17 protein-coding genes are annotated in these 18948 nt (G+C 74.7%); 3 read left to right on the plus strand and 14 right to left on the minus strand.

Annotated elements, in window-relative coordinates; translation table 11 throughout:
• Nucleotides 1–9: 9 nt before the first annotated feature.
• From RMN56_RS02015 to RMN56_RS02070, 12 genes are all read right to left on the minus strand, one after another.
• Nucleotides 10–819 (minus strand): class I SAM-dependent methyltransferase, encoded by an 810-nt coding sequence (locus tag RMN56_RS02015; RefSeq protein ID WP_313722148.1) that lies wholly within the window; start codon nt 817–819, stop codon nt 10–12.
• A 30-nt stretch (nt 820–849) separates the two neighbouring features.
• A complete protein-coding gene (locus tag RMN56_RS02020; protein ID WP_313722149.1) occupies nt 850–1623 on the minus strand; it encodes an ABC transporter ATP-binding protein in 774 nt (257 codons plus the stop codon).
• Complete coding sequence (locus tag RMN56_RS02025) at nt 1623–2366, minus strand: ABC transporter ATP-binding protein (protein ID WP_313722150.1); 744 nt, start codon at nt 2364–2366, stop codon at nt 1623–1625. Before RMN56_RS02025 ends, RMN56_RS02020 begins: the two co-directional genes overlap by 1 nt.
• A complete protein-coding gene (locus RMN56_RS02030) occupies nt 2363–3373 on the minus strand; it encodes a branched-chain amino acid ABC transporter permease (RefSeq protein WP_313722151.1) in 1011 nt (336 codons plus the stop codon). Before RMN56_RS02030 ends, RMN56_RS02025 begins: the two co-directional genes overlap by 4 nt.
• The gene (locus RMN56_RS02035; RefSeq protein WP_313722152.1) at nt 3370–4263 is read right to left on the minus strand and encodes a branched-chain amino acid ABC transporter permease; all 894 of its coding nucleotides are present in this window, start codon (nt 4261–4263) and stop codon (nt 3370–3372) included. Before RMN56_RS02035 ends, RMN56_RS02030 begins: the two co-directional genes overlap by 4 nt.
• The gene (locus RMN56_RS02040; RefSeq protein ID WP_313722153.1) at nt 4260–5453 is read right to left on the minus strand and encodes an ABC transporter substrate-binding protein; all 1194 of its coding nucleotides are present in this window, start codon (nt 5451–5453) and stop codon (nt 4260–4262) included. The genes RMN56_RS02035 and RMN56_RS02040 overlap by 4 nt, the downstream gene beginning before the upstream one ends.
• 47 nt (nt 5454–5500) lie before the next feature.
• Complete coding sequence (locus RMN56_RS02045; RefSeq protein WP_121398599.1) at nt 5501–5905, minus strand: roadblock/LC7 domain-containing protein; 405 nt, start codon at nt 5903–5905, stop codon at nt 5501–5503.
• Nucleotides 5906–5922: 17 nt separating this feature from the next.
• Nucleotides 5923–8292: a sensor histidine kinase gene (locus RMN56_RS02050; RefSeq protein ID WP_313722154.1), complete on the minus strand. Its 2370-nt coding sequence runs from the start codon at nt 8290–8292 to the stop codon at nt 5923–5925.
• 250 nt (nt 8293–8542) lie between these two features.
• Nucleotides 8543–8995 carry a helix-turn-helix transcriptional regulator gene (locus tag RMN56_RS02055; RefSeq protein ID WP_313722155.1) on the minus strand — a complete coding sequence of 151 codons (453 nt, stop codon included), beginning with the start codon at nt 8993–8995 and terminating at the stop codon, nt 8543–8545.
• Nucleotides 8996–9160: 165 nt separating this feature from the next.
• Nucleotides 9161–10423, minus strand: a complete 1263-nt coding sequence (locus RMN56_RS02060) for a cytochrome P450 (RefSeq protein ID WP_313722156.1) — start codon at nt 10421–10423, stop codon at nt 9161–9163.
• A 264-nt stretch (nt 10424–10687) separates the two neighbouring features.
• A complete protein-coding gene (locus tag RMN56_RS02065) occupies nt 10688–11602 on the minus strand; it encodes an arginase family protein (protein WP_313722157.1) in 915 nt (304 codons plus the stop codon).
• Nucleotides 11603–11604: 2 nt separating this feature from the next.
• Complete coding sequence (locus tag RMN56_RS02070) at nt 11605–12057, minus strand: hypothetical protein (RefSeq protein WP_313722158.1); 453 nt, start codon at nt 12055–12057, stop codon at nt 11605–11607.
• A gap of 93 nt (nt 12058–12150) precedes the next feature.
• Between RMN56_RS02070 and RMN56_RS02075 the strand changes: the two genes are divergently transcribed.
• The 3 genes from RMN56_RS02075 to RMN56_RS02085 are packed head-to-tail and all read left to right on the plus strand — an operon-like array spanning nt 12151 to nt 14241.
• Complete coding sequence (locus RMN56_RS02075; RefSeq protein ID WP_313722159.1) at nt 12151–12516, plus strand: MerR family transcriptional regulator; 366 nt, start codon at nt 12151–12153, stop codon at nt 12514–12516.
• A 49-nt stretch (nt 12517–12565) separates the two neighbouring features.
• Nucleotides 12566–13615 (plus strand): zinc-dependent alcohol dehydrogenase family protein, encoded by a 1050-nt coding sequence (locus tag RMN56_RS02080; RefSeq protein ID WP_313722160.1) that lies wholly within the window; start codon nt 12566–12568, stop codon nt 13613–13615.
• Between the two features lie 56 nt (nt 13616–13671).
• Nucleotides 13672–14241 carry a GrpB family protein gene (locus tag RMN56_RS02085; RefSeq protein WP_313722161.1) on the plus strand — a complete coding sequence of 190 codons (570 nt, stop codon included), beginning with the start codon at nt 13672–13674 and terminating at the stop codon, nt 14239–14241.
• Between the two features lie 39 nt (nt 14242–14280).
• Here the strand turns inward: RMN56_RS02085 and RMN56_RS02090 are convergent, their stop codons facing one another.
• Nucleotides 14281–17520: a phage tail protein gene (locus tag RMN56_RS02090; RefSeq protein WP_313722162.1), complete on the minus strand. Its 3240-nt coding sequence runs from the start codon at nt 17518–17520 to the stop codon at nt 14281–14283.
• Nucleotides 17521–17770: 250 nt separating this feature from the next.
• Nucleotides 17771–18673 (minus strand): NAD-dependent epimerase/dehydratase family protein, encoded by a 903-nt coding sequence (locus RMN56_RS02095; protein WP_313722163.1) that lies wholly within the window; start codon nt 18671–18673, stop codon nt 17771–17773.
• Between the last annotated feature and the right edge of the window lie 275 nt (nt 18674–18948).

Consider the following 18948-nt stretch of genomic DNA (forward strand, 5'->3'; position numbering starts at 1 on the left):
GGACGGCGCTCACCGTGCCGCCGGCCGCCGTCCCCGGGTCGACACGAACTGGTACGACATCACGGCGAACCCCGGGTCCCGCAGCAGCCGGCGGAACGCCTCCATCTGACCGGGCGACAAACCGGCGTCGAGCAGCTCCGGCTCCAACTGCCGGGAGTTCGTCCCGTACAGCGACGCCCCGAGGGAGCCGCCGGGCCAGCTCTGCGCGTGGACGACCGTGTCCACCTCGACCAGCCCCGCCGCCACCAGTTCGCCGTGCACGTCCTGCGCCCAGGCCAGGTCGGCGCCGTGGTTCTGCAGGATGTCGAGCATCGCGTCGGTCACCTGGGCGAAGAGCTTCGCCGCGTCGTCGCTCGGCGCGGCCAGCACCCGCAGCGGCGCCGTGCAGTCGAACTCCTCGACGACCAGCCAGCCGCCGGGGGCCAGCGCGCCGGCCAGCGAGGCCAGCACGCGCCGCCGCTCCGGCAGGTGCAGCAGCACCAGCCGCGCGTGGATCAGGTCGAAGGCGTCGCCGGGCGGCGGCTCGGTACGCACGTCGTGCCGGCGTACGTCGAGGTTGCCGGCGGGGGTGAGGTGCGCGGTGTCGAGGTCGGTGGCCAGCACCCGGCCGCCCCGGCCGACCGCCCGGGCCAGGCTGCGGGCGACCGAACCGCCGCCGGCGCCGACCTCCCAGCACACGCCGTCGGGGGCGAGCACCGGCGGGGCGATCCGGCGCGCGGTGATCGGATCCAGGAAGGACTCCAGCGCCCGCATCTGGGGCACGGCGTCCGGGGCGCCGTTGTCGAAGGCGTAGTCGGTGTCGTGGACGTGGGTCGGCATCGTTCCTCATCCCTGTCGCTGCGGGTCGGGTCAGTGCCCGGCGTCGGACCAGAGCCCGGGCACCGGTCGGGGAGCCGACGGCTCCGGGACCGCGGCGACGCTGAGCATCGCCGCCAGGACGTCCGGGTCGGCCCGGACCTCGTGCACCGGCCGGTCGTAGACGACCCGGCCGTACTCCAGCACCGCGATCCGGTCCCCCACCTCGACGGCGTGCCGGAGCTGCTGTTCGACGAGCAGCACGGTCAGCCCGGTGCGGGCCAGCGTGCCGACGAGCTCCCGCACCCGGGCCGCCAGGTCGGGGGCCAGGCCCTCGCACGGCTCGTCCAGCAGGAGCAGCCGGGGCTGGCCGAGCAGGGCCCGGGCGATGGCCAGCATCTGCTGCTCGCCGCCGGACAGCTGGTCGCCGCGGTGGCGCAGCCGGTTCCCGAGTCGGGGCAGCAGCTCCAGGATCCGGGCCACCGTCCAGCCCTCGCCGCCGGGCGTCGCGGCCCGCCACGGCGCGGCCGCCAGGACCAGGTGCTCGGCCACGGTCAACCGGGAGAAGACCCGCCGGCCCTGCGGGACCAGGCCGACCCCGGACCGGGCGATGCGGTGCGGCTGCCGGCCGGCGACCTGCACGCCGCCGATCTCGATCCGGCCGGCGTACGGCCGCACCAGGCCGGCCACGCTGTGCACGAGCGTGCTCTTGCCCGCGCCGTTGCGCCCCACCACCGCCTGGACGGTGCCGGCGCGCACGTCGAGGCTCACCTCGTGCAGCACGGTGCCGCCCGCGTAGCCGGCGCACAGCCGGTCGATCCGCAGCATCAGGCCACCCCCTCGGCGTACGCCTCCCGGACCGGGCCGGAGGCGCGGATCTGGGCGGGCGTCCCGGTGGCCAGCGTCCGGCCGTCGCGCAGCACGGTCACCGTGTCGCAGAGCGCGTAGACCAGGTCCAGCCGGTGCTCGACCAGCAGCACGGCGACCGCGCGGGGCAGCGTCCGCAGGAACTCCGTGAGCCACCCGACCTCGACGGCGGACAGCCCGGCGGCCGGCTCGTCGAGCAGCAGCAGCCTGGGCCGGCCGGCCAGCCCCATGGCGATCTCCACCTGCCGGCGCTGCCCGTGCGCCAGGTGCCCGGCCGGGACCCCGGCGATCCCGGCGAGGCCCACCCGGGCCAGCAGCGCGTCCGCCGTCCGGGCGGCCGCCCGCCGCCGCGCCGACGGGTGCCACCGGCCGGGCCGCACCGCCCGCGGCAGCGCGGCGACCAGCACGTTCTCCCGTACGGTGAGCGTCGACCAGACGGCGGGGCGCTGGTGGATCCGGCCGATGCCCCGGCGGGCCCGGGCGGCCGGGCCCAGCCGGGTGACGTCCCGGCCGGCCAGCAGCACCCGGCCGCCGCCGGCCCGGGTGCGCCCGCCGAGCACGTCCAGCAACGTCGTCTTGCCGGCGCCGTTCGGCCCGATCAGCGCGTGCCGCTGGCCCGGCATGATCCGCAGGTCGACGCCGTCGAGTGCGGCCAGCGACCCGTACCGGACGGTGATGCCGTGGGCGGACAGCAGCGGGGTCATGCGCGCACTCCCGTCGGCGTCGGGCTCTCCGGGGCGGGACGGCGGGCCGGGACGGTCGGGAGCAGCCGGCCGCGCACCGGCGGCCGGCGCCCGCCGTCGGGGAGCAGGTAGACGGCGGCGACGAACGCCAGCCCGAGCACCAGGGGCGCCTGCCCGGGGAGCACGCCGAACAGCCAGTCCCGGGCGGCCACGACGAGCGCGGCGCCGACCAGCGCGCCGCCGACCGAGGCGGTGCCGCCGATCACCACGCCGAGCAGCAGCAGGGCGGAGGTGTCGAAACCGAAGTCGGCCGGGGAGACGAACTGCTGGGCCACGACGAGCAGGGAGCCGGCGGCGCCCGCCACCGCCCCGGCGGCGACGTGCACGCCGGCGACGTGCACGGCCACCCGGTGGCCGCCGGCCCGCAGCCGCGCCTCGTCGTCCCGGCCGGCCCGCAGCAGCAGCCCGACCCGGGTACGCAGGACCAGCAGCACCACGCCGACCAGCGCCGCGACGACCACCAGGGTGTAGAGGTAGCGCGCCCGGTCGGTGGCCAGCACCGGCAGCCCCCACAGTGGACGGGACGCCGCGACGCCGGCCAGCCCGTCGGTGCCGCCGGTCACCGACCGCCAGCGCCCCACGACGGTCACCGCGAGTTCGCCGACCGCCAGGGTGATCATCAGGAGCACCACGCCGCGTGCGGAGACCACCAGCGGCACGGTCACCGCGGCCAGCGCCGCCCCGGCCGCCGCCGCGACGGCCAGGTGCACCAGGCCGACGTCGGAGAGGTGGCTGCCGACGACCGCGCTGGCGTAGGCGCCCGCCGCGTAGGGGGCGGTCTGGCCGAGGGTGGGCAGCCCGGCGACGCCGGTGAGCAGCGCGACGCTCACCGCCACCAGGCCGAGCGCCAGGGTGCGGGCGAGCAGCGCGACGGTGTAGTCGTCGACCGTCCAGGGCGCCAGCACCAGGGCGGCCACCACCATCGCGGCGACGCCGCGGCGCAGCGCGCGGACGGCTCCCCGCCTCACGTCGCCCTCCGGGCCGTGGCCAGGCCCCGCGCCCGCACCGCCAGCACCGCCGCCATGGCGGCGAAGAGCAGGAACGGGGCGGCCGACGGGGCGAGCGCGACGCCCAGGGTCTGGATCTGCCCGACGGCCAGCGCGGCGAGCAGGGTGCCGGCCATCGAGCCGAGTCCACCGAGGACGACCACCACCAGGGACAGCAGCAGCACGGCGTCGGCGGTGTCCGGCCCGGGGCCGATGATCGGCGCGCCGAGCACCCCCGCCGCGCCGGCCAGCGCCCCGGCGGCCGCCAGCACGCCGACCCGGATCCGGGCCGGGCTCACCCCGAGCACGGCGACCATCTCGGCGTCGTCGACGGCCGCGCGGACCAGCATCCCGGCCCGGGTGCGGCGCACCACGAGGTGGAGCAGGCCGGCGAGCAGCGCCGCCACGACGATGAAGACCAGCCGGTACGCGGCGTAGCGGTGCCCGGCGACCGCCACCGACCCGTCCAGCGCGGCGGGGAGGCGCACCGGCGGATCGTCCGGCCCGAAGGCGCTCACGAGCAGGCTCCCGCCGGCCAGGGCCACCCCGAAGGTCAGCAGCGCCTGGGTGAGGTGGCTTCGCGCGGCGAGCCGGGTGAGCAGCCCGGCGACCAGCGCGCCGGACGCGGTGGCGGCCACCACCCCGACGGCCAGCGCGAGCGCCAGGCTCGGCCAGCCGCCGTCCAGCAGGGCGGCCGCCGTGTAGCCGCCGATCGCGTAGAGGGTGCCGTGCGCCAGGTTCAGGATGCCGGCGACGCCGAAGCAGAGCACCAGCCCCGCGGCGGCGACGAAGACCAGCAGGCCGTAGGCGACCCCGTCGAGGGCGGGGACGACGTACGGGTCGAACCGGATGCCGGCGGCCACCGCGGTCACCCGCCGACGGTGGCGAGGTCACCCACCACGGTGTTGGACAGCGCCCGGCCGTCCTGGCGCACCTGGCGCAGGTACCACTTCTGCACGGGCGCGTGGGTGGTCGGCGAGAACTGCCAGGTGCCGCGCGGGCTGGCGATCTGGCCGAGCTGGCCGATGGCCGCGTTGACGCGTTCCGGTGTCGCCTCGTCCCCGGCGGCCGCGATGGCCCGGTCCAGCACGGCCGCCGCGTCGTAGGAGGCCATGGCGTACGTCGTCGGGGAGCCGTCGTGCTCGGCCTTCCAGGCCGCCACGAAGGCGCGGTTCTCCGCGTTGTCGAGGTCCGGCGAGTAGTTGAGCACCGAGTAGATGTCGCGGGCGGCCTCGCCCTGGGCGTTGAGCACCCCGCCCTCGGTGAGGAACCCGGCGGCGTAGAGCGGCAGGTCCTTCACCTCCGACTGGGCGTACTGCTTCACGAAGTCGACGGCCGCGCTGCCGGCGTAGAACGTGTAGACGGCGTTCGCCCCGGACGCCTTGATCCGCGCGAAGTACGGGGTGAAGTTGGTGGTCGCCGGGAACGGGGTGAAGGTCGCCTTGCCGTCCGGGTTGGCCAGCCTGCCGCCGGCCTTGGCGAAGGCCTCGGTGAAGCCGCGCAGCTCGTCCCAGCCGCCCTGATAGTCGGGGCCGATGGCGTAGACGCTGCCCTTGACGTCGTCGCGCACGTGCTGCGCGATCGCCTCTCCCGGCTCGTCGGACAGGTAGGACGTGTGCCAGACCCGGGAGACGTCCTTCAGCTCGGGCCGGCCGTTGGAGCCGACGAACGGCACCTTCGTCTCGTTGAGCAGCGGGTAGACGGCGGCCACCGAGCCGCCGCCGACGACGCCGGTCAGCGCGACGACCCGGTCCTGCTTGAGCAGCTTCGTGGCGGCGGGCACCGCGGTCGCCGCTCCGTTGCCCTCGTCGGCGACCACGAGTTCCACCTCCCGGCCGCCCAGCTTGCCGTCGTGGCTGGACAGGTAGAGCTGGAAGCCGTCGCGGATGTCCTTGCCGACCGCCTGGTAGGTGCCGGAGAGCGACGCCAGCAGGCCGATCTTGACGGGTGCGCCGGGGCCGGCGCCGCCCTCGTCGTTCGCGCACGCGGGCGCCGCGAGCAGGACGAGGGCGAGCAGCGCCGCGGTGCGCGCGCGGCCGCGCCGGGACATGGTGAGGGACATGTGTGCTCCTACGTGAGGGGTGAGGTTCCGGCGTGGGGGCGCCGGGGTCAGCGGCTGCGGCTCAGGGCCGCGCGGGCCGCCGGGGTCAGGGCGTCGCCGATGCGGTTGGCCAGCTCGGTCATCTCGTAGGAGACCTTGCCGACGTCGCACTGCGGGTCGGCGAGCACGAGCAGCGAGGCGCCGTCGTTGAACGCCATGGAGAACATGAAGCCGCCTTCGAGCTGGGTGACGTTGGAGATCACGGCGCCGGCGTCGAAGAAGGCCGCCGCGCCGCGGAGCAGGCTCACCAGCCCGCTGCCGGTGGCCGCCAGCTGGTCGGCCCGATCGGGTGGGAGCCCCCGGGTGGCGGCCACCATGAGGCCGTCGCTGGAGATGGCGATGGCATGGCTGACCTCGGTCGCGCGCTCGGCGAAGGCGTCCAGCAGCCAGCCGAGATCCTGGTGGTCGGTCACGTGCACTCCCTGTCCGGTCAGTTGGTGATCAGGTTGGGCCGGCGGCCGGCGACCCCCCGTGCGTACGCGGCCATCGCGGTGGCCACCCGGGCCGGGTCGCGGTGCTCCGAGCGCTGCCGCGGCATCGTGACGCCGCCCGGCACCAAGTGCTGCTGCGGCTGCCGTTTGGGCAGGCCGGAGGTGGTGGTGCCGGCGACCTCGGGTGAGTCGGCCCGGGCCGCCGTACGCCAGGCGTCGTCGGCGGGGCTGGCCCACGGCGTGCCGTTGTCGCCGCCCGGGCGGTCGGCCTGGAACCAGTGGTTGAGCTGGTGGTAGATGACGAGTTCCTCGGCGGGCACGGTGCCGCGGTCCGGCGCGGTGGCGGGCTGGAACACGGGAGCCACCGGCAGCACCGGGTCGGCCGGCGGGCTGCCGGCCCACGGCTCGGGCGCCGCGCGGTAGGGCGGCGCGGCGGCGGTCCGCGCCGCCCGCCGGGACGGCCGGCCGGGCGTGAGCAGGAATTCCTCCGGGGGCAGCGGCCGGATCATCGACCCCGGCAGCGCCACCTCGGCGATGGTGCCGCGGCGCGGACCGGGACGGAGCTGCACGGCCACGCCCAGCCGCGTGGCGAGCTGCCCCACCACGACCAGCCCCATCGCCCGTACCGCGGCGACGTCGACGGCGGGCGGGCGGGCGAGCAGGTCGTTGAGCTGTTGCCGGCGCTGCGGGGACAGCCCCACGCCCTCGTCGCTGATCTGGACGATCACCCGGTCACCCAGGCTGCGGCCGGTCACCCAGGTCTCGGTCCCCGGCCGTGAGTAGCCGGTGGCGTTCTCCATGAGCTCGGCCAGCAGGTGCACGACCTCGTCGACGGACTCGGCGCTCACGGCGACGTCGCCGTCGACCAGGCCGAGGCGGATGCGGGCGTAGTGCTCGATCTGGCTCTGCGCCGCCTGCAGCACCTGTTGCAGCGGCACGTCGTGGTGGCGTACCCGCCCGACGCCGACCCCGCCGAGCACCAACAGGCTCGCGTTGATCCGCCCCATCCGGGTGGCCAGGTTGTCCAGTGTGTAGAGCTGGTGCAGCCGGTCGGGGTCGGTCTCGTCCCGCTCGACCTTGTCGACCTGGGCGAGCACCGCGTCGACGAGGCGCTGCTCCCGCCGGCTGAGGTGGATGAAGATCTCGGCGGTGTTGGCCCGCATCACCGCCTGTTCGGCCGCGGTGCGCACCGCCGCCCGGTGCACCGCGGTGAAGGCCTGCCCCACCTCGCCGATCTCGTCGTCGCTGGACGGCTCCAGCCCGTCGCCGGCCTGCCGCCGGGCCAGCTCGTCGGGGTCCACCGAGGAGCTGTCCGGATGCTCCAGCCGGGCCACCACCTGGGGCAACCGCTCGAAGGCGACGGCGTTCGCGGCGTCCCGCAGCCGGCGCAGCCGCCGGGTGATCTGCCGGGCCACCGCCCACGTGACCAGCGTGGTGAGCACCAGGGCCACCACGACGGCCGCCGCCTCCAGCACGGCGCGCCCCCGCTGCTCGGCGTGCGCGGCGCGGACGTCGTCGAGCACCACCGCGTCGACCCGCTGGCGCAGCTCGGCCAGCCGCACCGACCACTGGCGGGTGGCGGTGACCCAGGTGTCGAGGTCCAGCTCCAGCGGGCTGCCGGCGACGCTCCGCGACACCTGGTCCTGCATCCGTTGCAGCAGCAGCGCGCTCTCGCCGCTGGCGGCCTGCTCCCACCAGCCGCGCCAGGCGGGCCGGGCCAGCGCCAGGAAGGCGAGGCTCGACTCGGTGAAGCCGGCCCGGGCCGCGGTGATGTCCTGCTGCATGGCGGGGGTCAGCTGGTCGGCCGCGATCGCGCGCAGGACGGCGACCTGCTGCTGGCCGATCGCCTCGGCCACCTCGGACAGCGCCGAGGAGGCCCGGATGCCGTCCGCGATCCGGGCGTTGACCACGCCGAGCGTGACGCTCTCGCGGAGGCTGAGCAGGTCGGCGATGGCGATCCGGTAGCTGAAGGTCATCGCCGACACCGAGGCGCGCTCCGCCGTGCGCACCTGGGCGCGCAGCGGCGGCAGGCCGGCCAGCGCCGCGTCGATCCGCGGCAGGACGGCCCGGACGGCGGCGGAGTCGGCGGGCAGCCTCGCCCGCTGCCGCCGGTAGTGGGCGACGGCGGCGTCGGTGGCGGTGGTGGCGTCGGCGAAGGCGTCCTGCTGCTCCGGCGCGCCCCGGGTGAGCAGGTCGGCGGCGACGATGCGCTCGTTCTGCAGCCGGTGGGCCAGGTCGCCCGCCTCGGCACCGAGCTGCGCCAGGAGGCCGAGGTCGCTGGCGCGGGTGGTCTGGCGGGCGCTCTCGGTCAGCCCCAGGCCGGCGAAGCCCAGCACGGCGACCAGTGGAGCCGCGACGATGAGGCGCATCCGGGCGGCAATCTTCCAGCCGCGGCGGCGGGTCGGATAGGGTCGGGCCGCGTGGGATCTCGTGCTCGACGCCAAGGCTGACTCCCCGCACTCATCAACAACGGTCTATCTGCATTTGCGGATTGCACGTTTCATTGCGCCGGAAGCCGTGCGCTCAGACCAGCCCTGAGGGTGGTACAAACAGCCCGTACCAGCATCTGTACCCAGAGTTGGCAGCGCCGGCGGTGCGCGTCCGCCGGGCCTCCCGGCGTCAGCGCCGGGCGGGCGGTGCGGGCGGCGGCCCGTCGACCTCGGGCTGGCCGAGCACCTGGCCGATCAGCTCCCGCAACTCGTCGATGGCCGCCACCACCGCCTCCGGATCGCGCGCGTCGCGCCGGGCGGCCGGCGCCGGCTCCAGCCGCGCGACCTCGCCGAACCGGGGGCCGCGGCGGCCGTCCGCGGCCAGCTGCTCCGCCGCGACCTGGGGCCACAACGCCGCCAGCCGGCCACCGGTGCCGAGCACCTCGTCGCAGCGGACGGCGAACTCCTGGCTGCCGAACCGGCGGCCGGACTCGACCGCGGCGACCGTCTCCCGGCTGAACCGCACCCGCTCCGCCAGCGCGCGCTGGGTCAGCCCCTGCCGCGTCCGCCAGCGCCGCAACTCCGCGCGAAAGTGATGGCTGGCAGCGGAGTGAGCGGCGCTCGACGGGGGCGTGCGATCCATGTGCTCACCTTCGCGACGCCGGGTCGGCATCGACAGGAGATCGGGGCGGGGTGATGACTGGGCATTCGCAGGGGACAATTCTTAACCCATTCCCCGACGGGTGTGAAGACACGGCTCCGCTCCGTGACCGCCTCCGCAGGTCAGCGCCGGGCACGGCCACGCCGGTCAGGCCGCCGGACGCCGGACGGCGGGCACCGCCGTGTCGACCACGACCGGTAGGCCGCGGTACGCGCGGAACGCCACGTTGGGCTGGAACGACCGGCGGTGCCCCGGTGCCAGCCGCAGCCCGGGCACGGCCGCGGCGAGCCGGGTGAGGGCGAGCCCGGCCTCCAGCCGCGCCAGTGCCGCGCCGATGCAGAAGTGCGGCCCGCGCCCGAAGGAGAGGTGGTCGGAGCCGTCGGTCCGTCCCGGGTCGAACCGGTCCGGGTGGGCGAACACCGCCGGGTCCCGGTTCGCGGCCCCGATCAGCAGCAGGCACCGCGCCCCGGCCGGGATGGTGACGCCGCCCAGCGTGACCGGCCGGTGGGTCACCCGCAGCCAGCCGTCGATGGCGGGTGCGAAGCGCAGCGTCTCGGTGAGGAACCCGGGCACCCGTTGCGGCTCGGCGGCGAACGCCCGCCACCGGTCGGGGTCGGCGAGCGCCCGCTCCAGCGCGTGGGCGAGCAGCCCGGCCGTGGTCTCGTGCCCGGCGACCAGGAGGTTGAACACGATGCTCGACACCTCGGCGATCGTGAGCACCTCGTCGTCGCCGTTCCGGTACGCGATCAGCTGGTCGACGTAGCCGTCGCCGGGCCGGTCGCTGTCGAGCCGGTCGCGCACGAGGCCCTGGCAGTAGCGCCAGAACTCCAGCAGCCCCCGGGCGAGGCGGACCTGTTCCGCGGGCTCCGGCCGCCCCCAGACGAGGGCGATCTGACCGTCCGCCCAGGCCCGGACCCAGGCGATGTCCCGCTCCGGCACACCGAGGAGGTCCAGCAGGACCAGCAGGGGCAGCTCGGTGGTGAACTCGCGCACGAGGTCGACCTGCTGGCCGGCACGGGCGGCGAGGCGGGCGACCAGCTCGTCGACCCGGCGCCGGACGATCGCGCCGTACCGCTGCTCGACCCGGTCGGCGGTGTTGGCGAAGGTGGCCCGCAGCGCGCGGCGGGTCCGCGGGTGCACCGGCGGGTCGGCGGCGGCCGTGGTCGGCGGGGCGTCGATCTGCGTGATGACGGCCATCGCCTCCGGGCAGACGTCGTAGACCGGCGCGAGCGTGAGGGCGTTGCCGAAGGTCTCGGTGTCACCGAGCGCCCGGCGCACGTCGGCGTGCCGGGTGATCAGCCACAGCCCGAGGTCCTCGTCGTGGTGCACCCCGCCCGGGGAGTCGAGGAGTTCCCGCCAGACCCGCGCCGGGTCGGCGAGGTACGCGCCGGCGAACGGATTCCACCGCATGACCGCCTCCTGAAATGGCGACCCGGCGACCCGTCGGGTGCCGGCGCCTTTCACGGTGCACTCCCCGACGATTCACGTCAAGATTTGTCGGCGTCAATGAAATTGGCTTGGGAATTGCGTTACAACGGCCTTGCGAATTCCTTGCCGGCCTGCAATTTGCGGCCCGCCCGTTGCGCAAATACACCCGCGATGAGCAGCGCGAACGACCTTACCCTGCGAGCCGGCAAAAGGGGGATTCCGCACCGCTCACCCATTGACCGCCCATCACGAAATCGGATTGTCGACGGGGTCGGACAGGAGCCGGCGCAGCAGCGCGACCAGCGTCGCCGCGTGGCGGCCGTCCGGATCCAGGTCCGGGCGAAAGTCGGCGATGCTCACGCCGAGCAACCGGGGCGAGGCGAACAGCGGCGCCAGCAGGTCGGCGAGCTGGCCGGGGGTCGGGCCACCGGGCTCCGGGTAGCTGACGGCCGGCAGGTCCGCCGGATCCAGGACGTCGCAGTCGACGTGCAGCCAGACGCCGCCGTCGATGTCGGCGAGCATCGCCGCGGCCCGCTCGCCGCACCGGCGCGGCGCGTCGACGACCGCCGGGGCGTCGAACCGCCGGATGCTGTCGGGCAGCCGGGCCACCTCCGCGGCGGCCTCCGGGTCGAGATCACGGGTACGGTGGCCGACCAGCACCACGTCGTCGGGCGCGACGAGCGGCGCGGTCACCCCGGCGGGCGCGGTGAGCTGCTCGGGACCGGCGCCCGTGAGGAGGGCCAGGTCCAGGTCGGCCGTCTCCCCCGTCGGCGAGGAGGCGCCGTCGAGAAAGTCGGGATGCCCGTCGACGAACCAGAGCCCCACCCGGCTGCGGCTCCGGCGCAGCCAGGGCAGCACCCCGAGCAGCAGGCTGCAGTCACCACCGACCACCAGCGGCCGGCCGCCGGGCCGGCGCCGGGCGGCGTCGTCGAGCCCGTCGGCCAGCACCCGCGCCGCCCGGGCGGTCTGTCGCAGCGCACGGACGCCGGTCGCCTCGTCCCGCCGGGCATCGTCGATGACGATCGGCGCGTCCCCGGCGTCGTCGGGGACGAGATCGGACAGCCCGGCCGCGCGCAGGGCAGCCGGCGCGAGCCGCTCACCCCGACCGAGCGCCGAGCAGTCCCACGGCGCCCCCACCAGATACCAGCCCGGCGCTGTCACGCTCACATCGTGGCACCCGTCGCCCGCGGGAGCGGCGGTATGCGCCGGCTCACCCACCAGGGCAGGATCTGGGCGAGGCCGAACGCCACCTCGACGGCGAGGAACAGCCACAGCAGCCGCGTGGCGCCGTGGGCCATCGCGTACGCCTGCCAGGTCGCGAAGAGGGCGCGCGCGACGGCGTCGTACCGGCCGTGCACGGGCTGCGGCCGGACGAGGCGCAGGAGCGCCCACACCACCACGACCGAGCCCATCAGGTTCGCGTACAGAATCTGGATCGGGTCGAGGGCGGGCAGGCCGCCCAGTCCGAGTGCGCCGCCCAGCCGCGACAGCGCGCTGTGCAGCAGCGCGTAGGTCCACGGCGTCGCGAAGCCGGCCGTGACCACAAGGTCGTATCCGGCACTCACGCGGACGAGGCGGAGGTAGGCGGGGTGGGAGGGGGTGGGAAGGCGGATCACGACGAGGGCTCCTGCGGGTCTGGCTGCGGGACGCCCGACGCTAAACCCTGGAGTACGCTCCAAGGTCAAGTCCACGAGCCGGCGGGGTGTCTCATGCGTATCGGGGAGCTGGCCGCGCAGGCGGGGATCAGCACGGACACCGTCCGGTACTACGAGAAGGTCGGTCTGGTCTCCGGTCGGCGGCTGCCGAACGGCTACCGCGACTTCCCGCCCGAGACCGTGGCGTGGCTGCACTACATCCGCACCGCGCAGGCGCTCGGCTTCTCGCTGGCGGAGATCTCGGGCAACTGCGCGAAGCTGCGCGCCGCGCCCGACACCGCGACGGCGCTGTCGGCGCTGTTCGAGGAGAAGATCACCGTCATCGACGCCCGGATGGCCGAACTCGCCGAGCTCCGGGCCGACCTTGCCGCCCGCGTCGGCACGGGGTGCCCGTTGCGGGCGGCCGCGTCACCGCCGTGAGCCCGGGCCCGGCCGCCGGCCGGGCGGGCGGCGTGTGAGGATGCCGAACATGCGTGCCGTGATCTTCGACGAGTTCGGTGCCCGGCCCGAGGTCCGCGACGTCCCCGACCCGGTGGCGCCGCCCGACGGCGCGGTCATCCGGGTCGAGGCGACCGGGTTGTGTCGCAGCGACTGGCACGGCTGGCAGGGGCACGATCCCGACATCCGCCCGCCGCACGTGCCCGGGCACGAGTTCGCCGGTGTCGTGGCGGCGGTCGGCGCGGGCGTCCGCGACTGGCGGGCCGGCGACCGGGTCACCGCGCCCTTCGTCTGCGCCTGCGGGCGGTGCCCCACCTGCCTGGCCGGCGACCAGCAGGTCTGCGAGCGGCAGACGCAGCCCGGCTTCACCCACTGGGGCTCGTTCGCCGAGTACGTGGTGGTGCGCCACGCCGACGTCAACCTGATCCGGCTCCCCGACGAGCTGGACCACCCGACCGCGGCGGCGCTCGGCTGCCGCTTCGCCACGGCCTTCCGGGCCGTGGTGAGCCAGGGACGGGTGGCCGCGGGCGAGTGGGTGGCCGTGCACGGCTGCGGCGGCGTGGGCCTGTCGGCCGTCATGATCGCGGCGGCCTGCGGCGCGCGGGTGGTGGCCGTCGACATCTCCCCCGGCGCGCTGGACCTCGCCCGGCGCTGCGGGGCGACGGTCTGTCTGGACGGCGGTGCGCTCACCGGCCCCGGCGCGGTGGCCGCGGCCGTCCGGGAGGCGACCGGCGGCGGCGCCCACCTGTCCCTCGACGCGCTGGGCAGTCACGCCACCTGCGCGGCGTCCATCGAGGGCCTGCGGCGGCGCGGCCGGCACGTGCAGGTCGGCCTCCTCCCGGCCGCGCAGGGTCGTCCGGCGCTGCCCATGGAGCTCGTGATCGCGTACGAGCTGGAGCTGCGGGGCAGCCACGGCATGGCGGCGCACGCCTACCCGGAGCTGCTCCGGCTGGTCACGGCCGGGGTGCTGCGCCCCGGCGAGCTGATCACCCGGACCATCGGCCTCGACGAGGTGCCCGACGCACTGTCCACGATGGACGGCCCCGCCGCGGGCGGGATGTGCCTCATCGCCCCGCGCTGAGCCGGCGTCGGACCGCCGGGGCTGCGGTGGGCCGCGCCGCCTGCCAGAGTGAGGGCATGTCGGAGATCGGCACCAGCGATTCGAGCGACGGCAACGCGTCCGTGCACATCGAGCCCTACGACGACCGATGGCCGCAGCGCTTCACCGCGGAGGCCGCTCTGATCAGCCGGACCATCGATCCCTGGATCACCGGCGGCATCCACCACATCGGCAGCACCGCCGTACCGGGGCTCGCCGCCAAGCCGGTCATCGACATCATGGTCGGCGTCGCGGACCTGGCTTCGTCGCGTCCCTGCATCGAGCGGTTGGAGCCCCTGGCGTACTGCTACTGGCCCTACCGCGCCGAGGTCATGCACTGGTTCTGCAAGCCACGCCCCAGCCACCGGACCCACCACCTGCACCTGGTGCCGACGGGCTCACCGCGCTACCTCGACGTCCTGGCGTTCCGGGACCACCTTCGCGCCCGTCCCGACGCCCGCGCTGACTACGAAGCGCTGAAGCGGGACCTGGCACGCCGCCACCCGAACGACCGGGAGGCGTACACCGAGGGCAAGACGGACCTGATCGGGCAGCTGACGGAGGCGGCCCGGGCGTACGGCCGCGGACCGGTCCGGCGTCGGGACTGAAGCGATTCCCGACCCTGGACCGGTCCGCGACCGATCGGCTCAGCTGACGGTCACCGAGACGGTCCGCGGCGGCTGCTGCACCTGCCCGTACGTGTCGACGCCCCGGATCGAGACCGTGTAGGTGCCCGCCGGGATCGCCGGCGAGGTGTACGCGAAGTTCGACCCCGGGGAGCCCGGGCTGGTGAGGAAGGACGCGATCCACGGGAAGTTGCCCGGGGTGCCCGGCGTGCTGAACGTGCCGGCCGCGTTCATCCCCTGACCCGCGCTGTTGGAGATCTGGATCTCCACGCGGAGCATCCCGACGTCGTCGACGGCGCGGCCGGTGACCACGATCCGGCCGCCGGTGTAGGCCTCGCCCTCCACCGGGGTGATGCTCGGCTCCAGCCGCGGGTCGAGGTCACCCGGGTAGACCAGGTACCGGGCGGTGGCCCCGGAGGTCGAGCCGTCCTGCTGGCCCGCGGTGTCGACGGCCCACGCCTCGACGCTGTACTCGCCCTTGGTCGGCAGGTCGATCGACAGGGTGAACGCGGTGCTCGTCGCGCCCGGCGCGGCCAGCGTGGCGTTCACGGTGGCGAAGGCGGCGGCCACGGTGCCGTTCGGCTGCACGTACCGGCCGGTGTCCAGGTCGCGCAGGGCCACGCGGACGCTCTGCACGCCCTTGTCGTCGGTCGCCGTGCCGGCCAGGTTGAGGTGCAGCTGGTCGACGTTCTGGTCGACGCCGGTGACGCTCAACCGGCCGTCCGGGAAGGCGTCGCCGGGCACCTGCGCCGTGATGCTGAGCCGGCCCTGGCTGCTGCCCGAGGTCGTCAGGCCCAGGCTGTCGGTGGCGCGTACCCGGAAGTCGTAGACGCCCGGGGTGAGCGGCACGCTGGTGAACGACCAGGCGTACGACGCGGCGTTGAGGTTGGTCGGGGAGATCCGGTAGTAGGCCGCCACCGAGTCGGCGCCCCACGTGCCGTCGGCGGCCAGCGCCTCCCGCGTGGTGTTGTTGCGCAGGTAGATCTCGACCGACCGGACGGCGTCGTCGTCCTGGGCGGTGCCGGCGAAGGTGACGGTGCCGCCCGGCCCGACGGTGACCGGCGCGGCCGCGGTCGGCGGGGTCATCGCCACGGGCGCGGTGATGGCGACGGTCGGCGGGACGCCGGTCGACGAGACGGTCCAGTCCCGGGTGTCGCCGCGCAGGTCGCTCTGGCCCGCGGTGTCGGTGGCCGTGGCGGTCATCTTCCACTGGCCCTCGATCGGCAGGGCCACCTCGAACTGCCAGGTGGTCGACAGCGCGCCGATCACGTCCGGCTCGCCGCGGAAGGTGTTGTAGACCGGCGCCACCGATCCGTCGTCCTGGAGGTACCGGTTGTCGGGGGTGCGGAACGAGTAGGTCAGCGCGCTGACGCCCTTGTCGTCGGTGGCCGTGCCGGTGGCGACGAAGGTCTTCGTGGCGAGCAGCCCGCCGGGCGGCGAGTCGATCCGCGTCGACGGCGGCAGGTCGTCGAACCGGAACGTCTCGATCTTCTTGGCCGCCTTCGTGGGGTCGCTGGTGCTGTTGCGGCCGAAGGTCTTCGCCTGGATCTGGTAGGCGCCGGAGGGCAGCGACACCGGGAGCGTCCACGTGGTCGAGGTGGCGTTCACGGCGGCGACCGTGGCGTTGATGCTGTTGGCCGCGCCCCACGTCGTCAGGTTGTCCTGGAGGTACTGGCTGGTGTTCCGGTTCTGTATCTCGATCTGGACCCGGGTGACGCCGGCCGGGGCGAGCGCCTGGCCGCCGAGCGTGAACGACTCGTTGGCCGGCTTCACCGCACCCTCGATGGGGGTGACGATGGTGGTGTCGACCGCCGCCGGCGCCGGCACCGTGTTCAGGTCGAAGAAGCCGACCCGGCCGACGGTCTTGCCGCCCTTGACGTTGCCGTCGCCGCCGACGATGAGGCCGCGCGCGGTGGCCAGCATGGCCTTCTCGCCCTCGTAGGAGTTGGAGCCGGGGTTCCACTCCAGCGCCGTGCCGGTCGTCGGGTCGAGCGCGCCGAGGTGGTCGCGGCGGACCACCTGGTCGCCGAGGCCGTAGCCGCTCAGACCCTGGCCGGTGCCGTACCCGACGTTGTCCAGACCCGGCCAGGGGACGTTGGAGGTCGGCGACTCCTGCCAGCTGAAGTGGCCGCCCACGTACACGGCGGTGGCGGTGATGGCGACCGAGTAGACGCTGTCGAAGTGCCGCGACACCCAGAGCGGCTGGACGTTGTCGGTCCCGGTGAGCGGGTACGCGATGGCGGTGTCGTTGATCGGCGGGCGGTCGCCGCCCGAGCCGCTGGTGACGACGAAGTAGGAGTCGTCCGGCGCGATGTCACCGGCGAACACCCGCTGGATGCCGCCGACGAAGGAGAGGTTGTCCTCCCAGAGCCGGGTACGCCACGGCAGCAGGGCCTTGGTGGCCGTGTTGACCAGCGCGACGCCGTAGCGGTCCTGGCCGGCGATCTGCCGGCCGGTGTGGACGACGAGCAGCTTGCTGCGGTCGTGGGTCAGCTTGAGCTGCTGCACGGTGAGCATGCCACCGACCCCGATGCCGCCGGTGAGCGGCAGGTTGAAGCCGGTGTCCACGGCGCCCGTGGTCGGGTTGAGCGCGACGAGGCCGCTGCGGCTCACCCCGTTGACCGTGTTGAACTGGCCGCCCACGTAGACCGCGGTGGTGCTCACGGCCAGCGCGGTCGCGCGGGCGTTCGCGGTCGCGGTGAACGCCGCGACCGGCGCACCGGTGGTCGGGTTGAGCTTCACGATCTTCCGCTTCGTGACGCCGCCGACGGTGTTGAAGGATCCCGCGACGTAGAGCGCCGACCCGTCCGGCGAGGCCTCGACGGCCTCGACGGACCCGTCGAACGTCGGCTTGAAGCCGGTGTCGACCTTCCCGGTGTCCAGGTTGTACGAGGCCAGCGACTTCTGCGCGATGGCCGTCCCGCCGACGTTGGCGATCGACGTGAAGGTGCCGGCGATGAAGACCCGGTTGCCGATCACCTCCAGGTCCTTGATCTCGCCGTTGGTGATCCGCGGCGTGTCGGTACGCGGCGCCGTCGGCACCAGCCGGGTGTCCCCCGGCACCACCTGCGCCGCCGTGGCGACCGTGCGCGCCGCGCCGAGCGCGGCGCCGCCGCCCGTCGCCGCCGCGCCGGTCTTCGCGACGGTTCCGGCGCCCGTGGCGGTGAGCTTGGTCGCCACGGTGCCCGCGACCGCCGGTACGCCCATCACCACGACGGCCCCGGCGACCAGACCCGCGACGGTGCGACTCCAGACCTGCATCCAGTCAACTCCCTGTGAACGCCCGAGACGGCACCACCGGGTCGGTCCCCGGCAACGTCCACCCGCCCGCGTGCCGGACGTCACCGTAGAAGGCAGGGTCCTCTCGCGGTACCGCGCCGCACCCGGATTCCACCGCACGGCCTCAATTCCGGCCACACCGGCGTGCCACCCCACCTTCCGATACCGGCCCGCTCCCCCGATCGGATGGCGGGGCCCTGCTCACCGGAGCCCTCGCCGCCTGATCGGCGGATCAACCGGCCGGATCGACGTGGTCGCGCCAGGAGTGTCGCGGCTCGTAGCCCAGCACCCGGCGGGCCTTGTCGATGCTCAGCAGCGTCTCGTGTTCGCCGAGTTCCCCGCGGATCTCGACGTCCGGGTAGACCTCGGCCATCAGGGCGGCGCTGGACCTGGTCATCACGGTGTCGGCGTTGGCGATGATGAAGACGTCGGCGCCGGGGCGGTTGTGGGCGAGCGCCCGCTCGACGGCCCGGGCGCCGTCGCGGGCGTCGATGTAGCCCCAGAGGTTCCAGCGGCGCAACCGCGGGTCGGCCTGGAAGGCGGGGAATCCCGCGTAGTCCTCGACGTCCATCACGTTGGAGAAGCGCAGGCCGACCATGACCAGCTCGGGGTCCCAGCGGCAGAAGTGCCGCGCCATCTCCTCCTCGAGGGTCTTGTTCAGCGAGTAGGTCGACTCCGGGCGCGGCGGGTACTCCTCGTCCACCGGCGCGTACGGCGGCGGGGTGTCGAACGGCAGGCCCAGCACGGTCTCGCTCGACGCCCACACGACCCGCTTGATCCCGGCCGCCCGGGCGGCGGCGAAGACGTTGTACGTCGCGGCCGAGTTGTTCGCGAAGGTCACCGCGTTGGGCAGCAGCCCGGGCGCCGGGACCGCCGCCAGGTGCACCACCGCCCCCACACCGCCGGCGTGCTCGTCGGCGCCGCCGGTGAACGCCTCCACCACCTGCCCGTAGTCGGTGAGGTCGACCAGGAGGAACTCGCCGTCGACGTCACGCGGGTCGCGCCCGCCGGCGCGGTCGACCGCGAGCACGTCGACGCCCGCCGCGCGCAGGTGCGCGACCACGGCGCGACCGAGCTTTCCGGCCGCGCCGGTGACGACGACACGCCGGGGAACTTCTGCTTCGAGACCACTCATGGTCACATCCTCCCCCGCGCCCAGGACCGGTCATGCGGTGCGATCCCGTGACCACGTGACGGCGCCTCCGCGTCCCGCCCGCCACTGCCTCAATTCATCACCGAACTGCCGGAAATGCTCATTGCGCGCCCGTCCCGGGAAATCGCCGCCGGCCGCCCTGTTCACCACAACCGGCGCCTGCCTCAAGTCGACATAGGAGAGGCACAGCCGCATAGAGAGGATATGGCCGTGCGCATCCGACCAAAACCGCGCCGACAGGACAGCCACGGCCCGGA

Origin of the sequence: Micromonospora halotolerans, assembly GCF_032108445.1 — a bacterium.
GTDB lineage: Bacteria > Actinomycetota > Actinomycetes > Mycobacteriales > Micromonosporaceae > Micromonospora > Micromonospora halotolerans.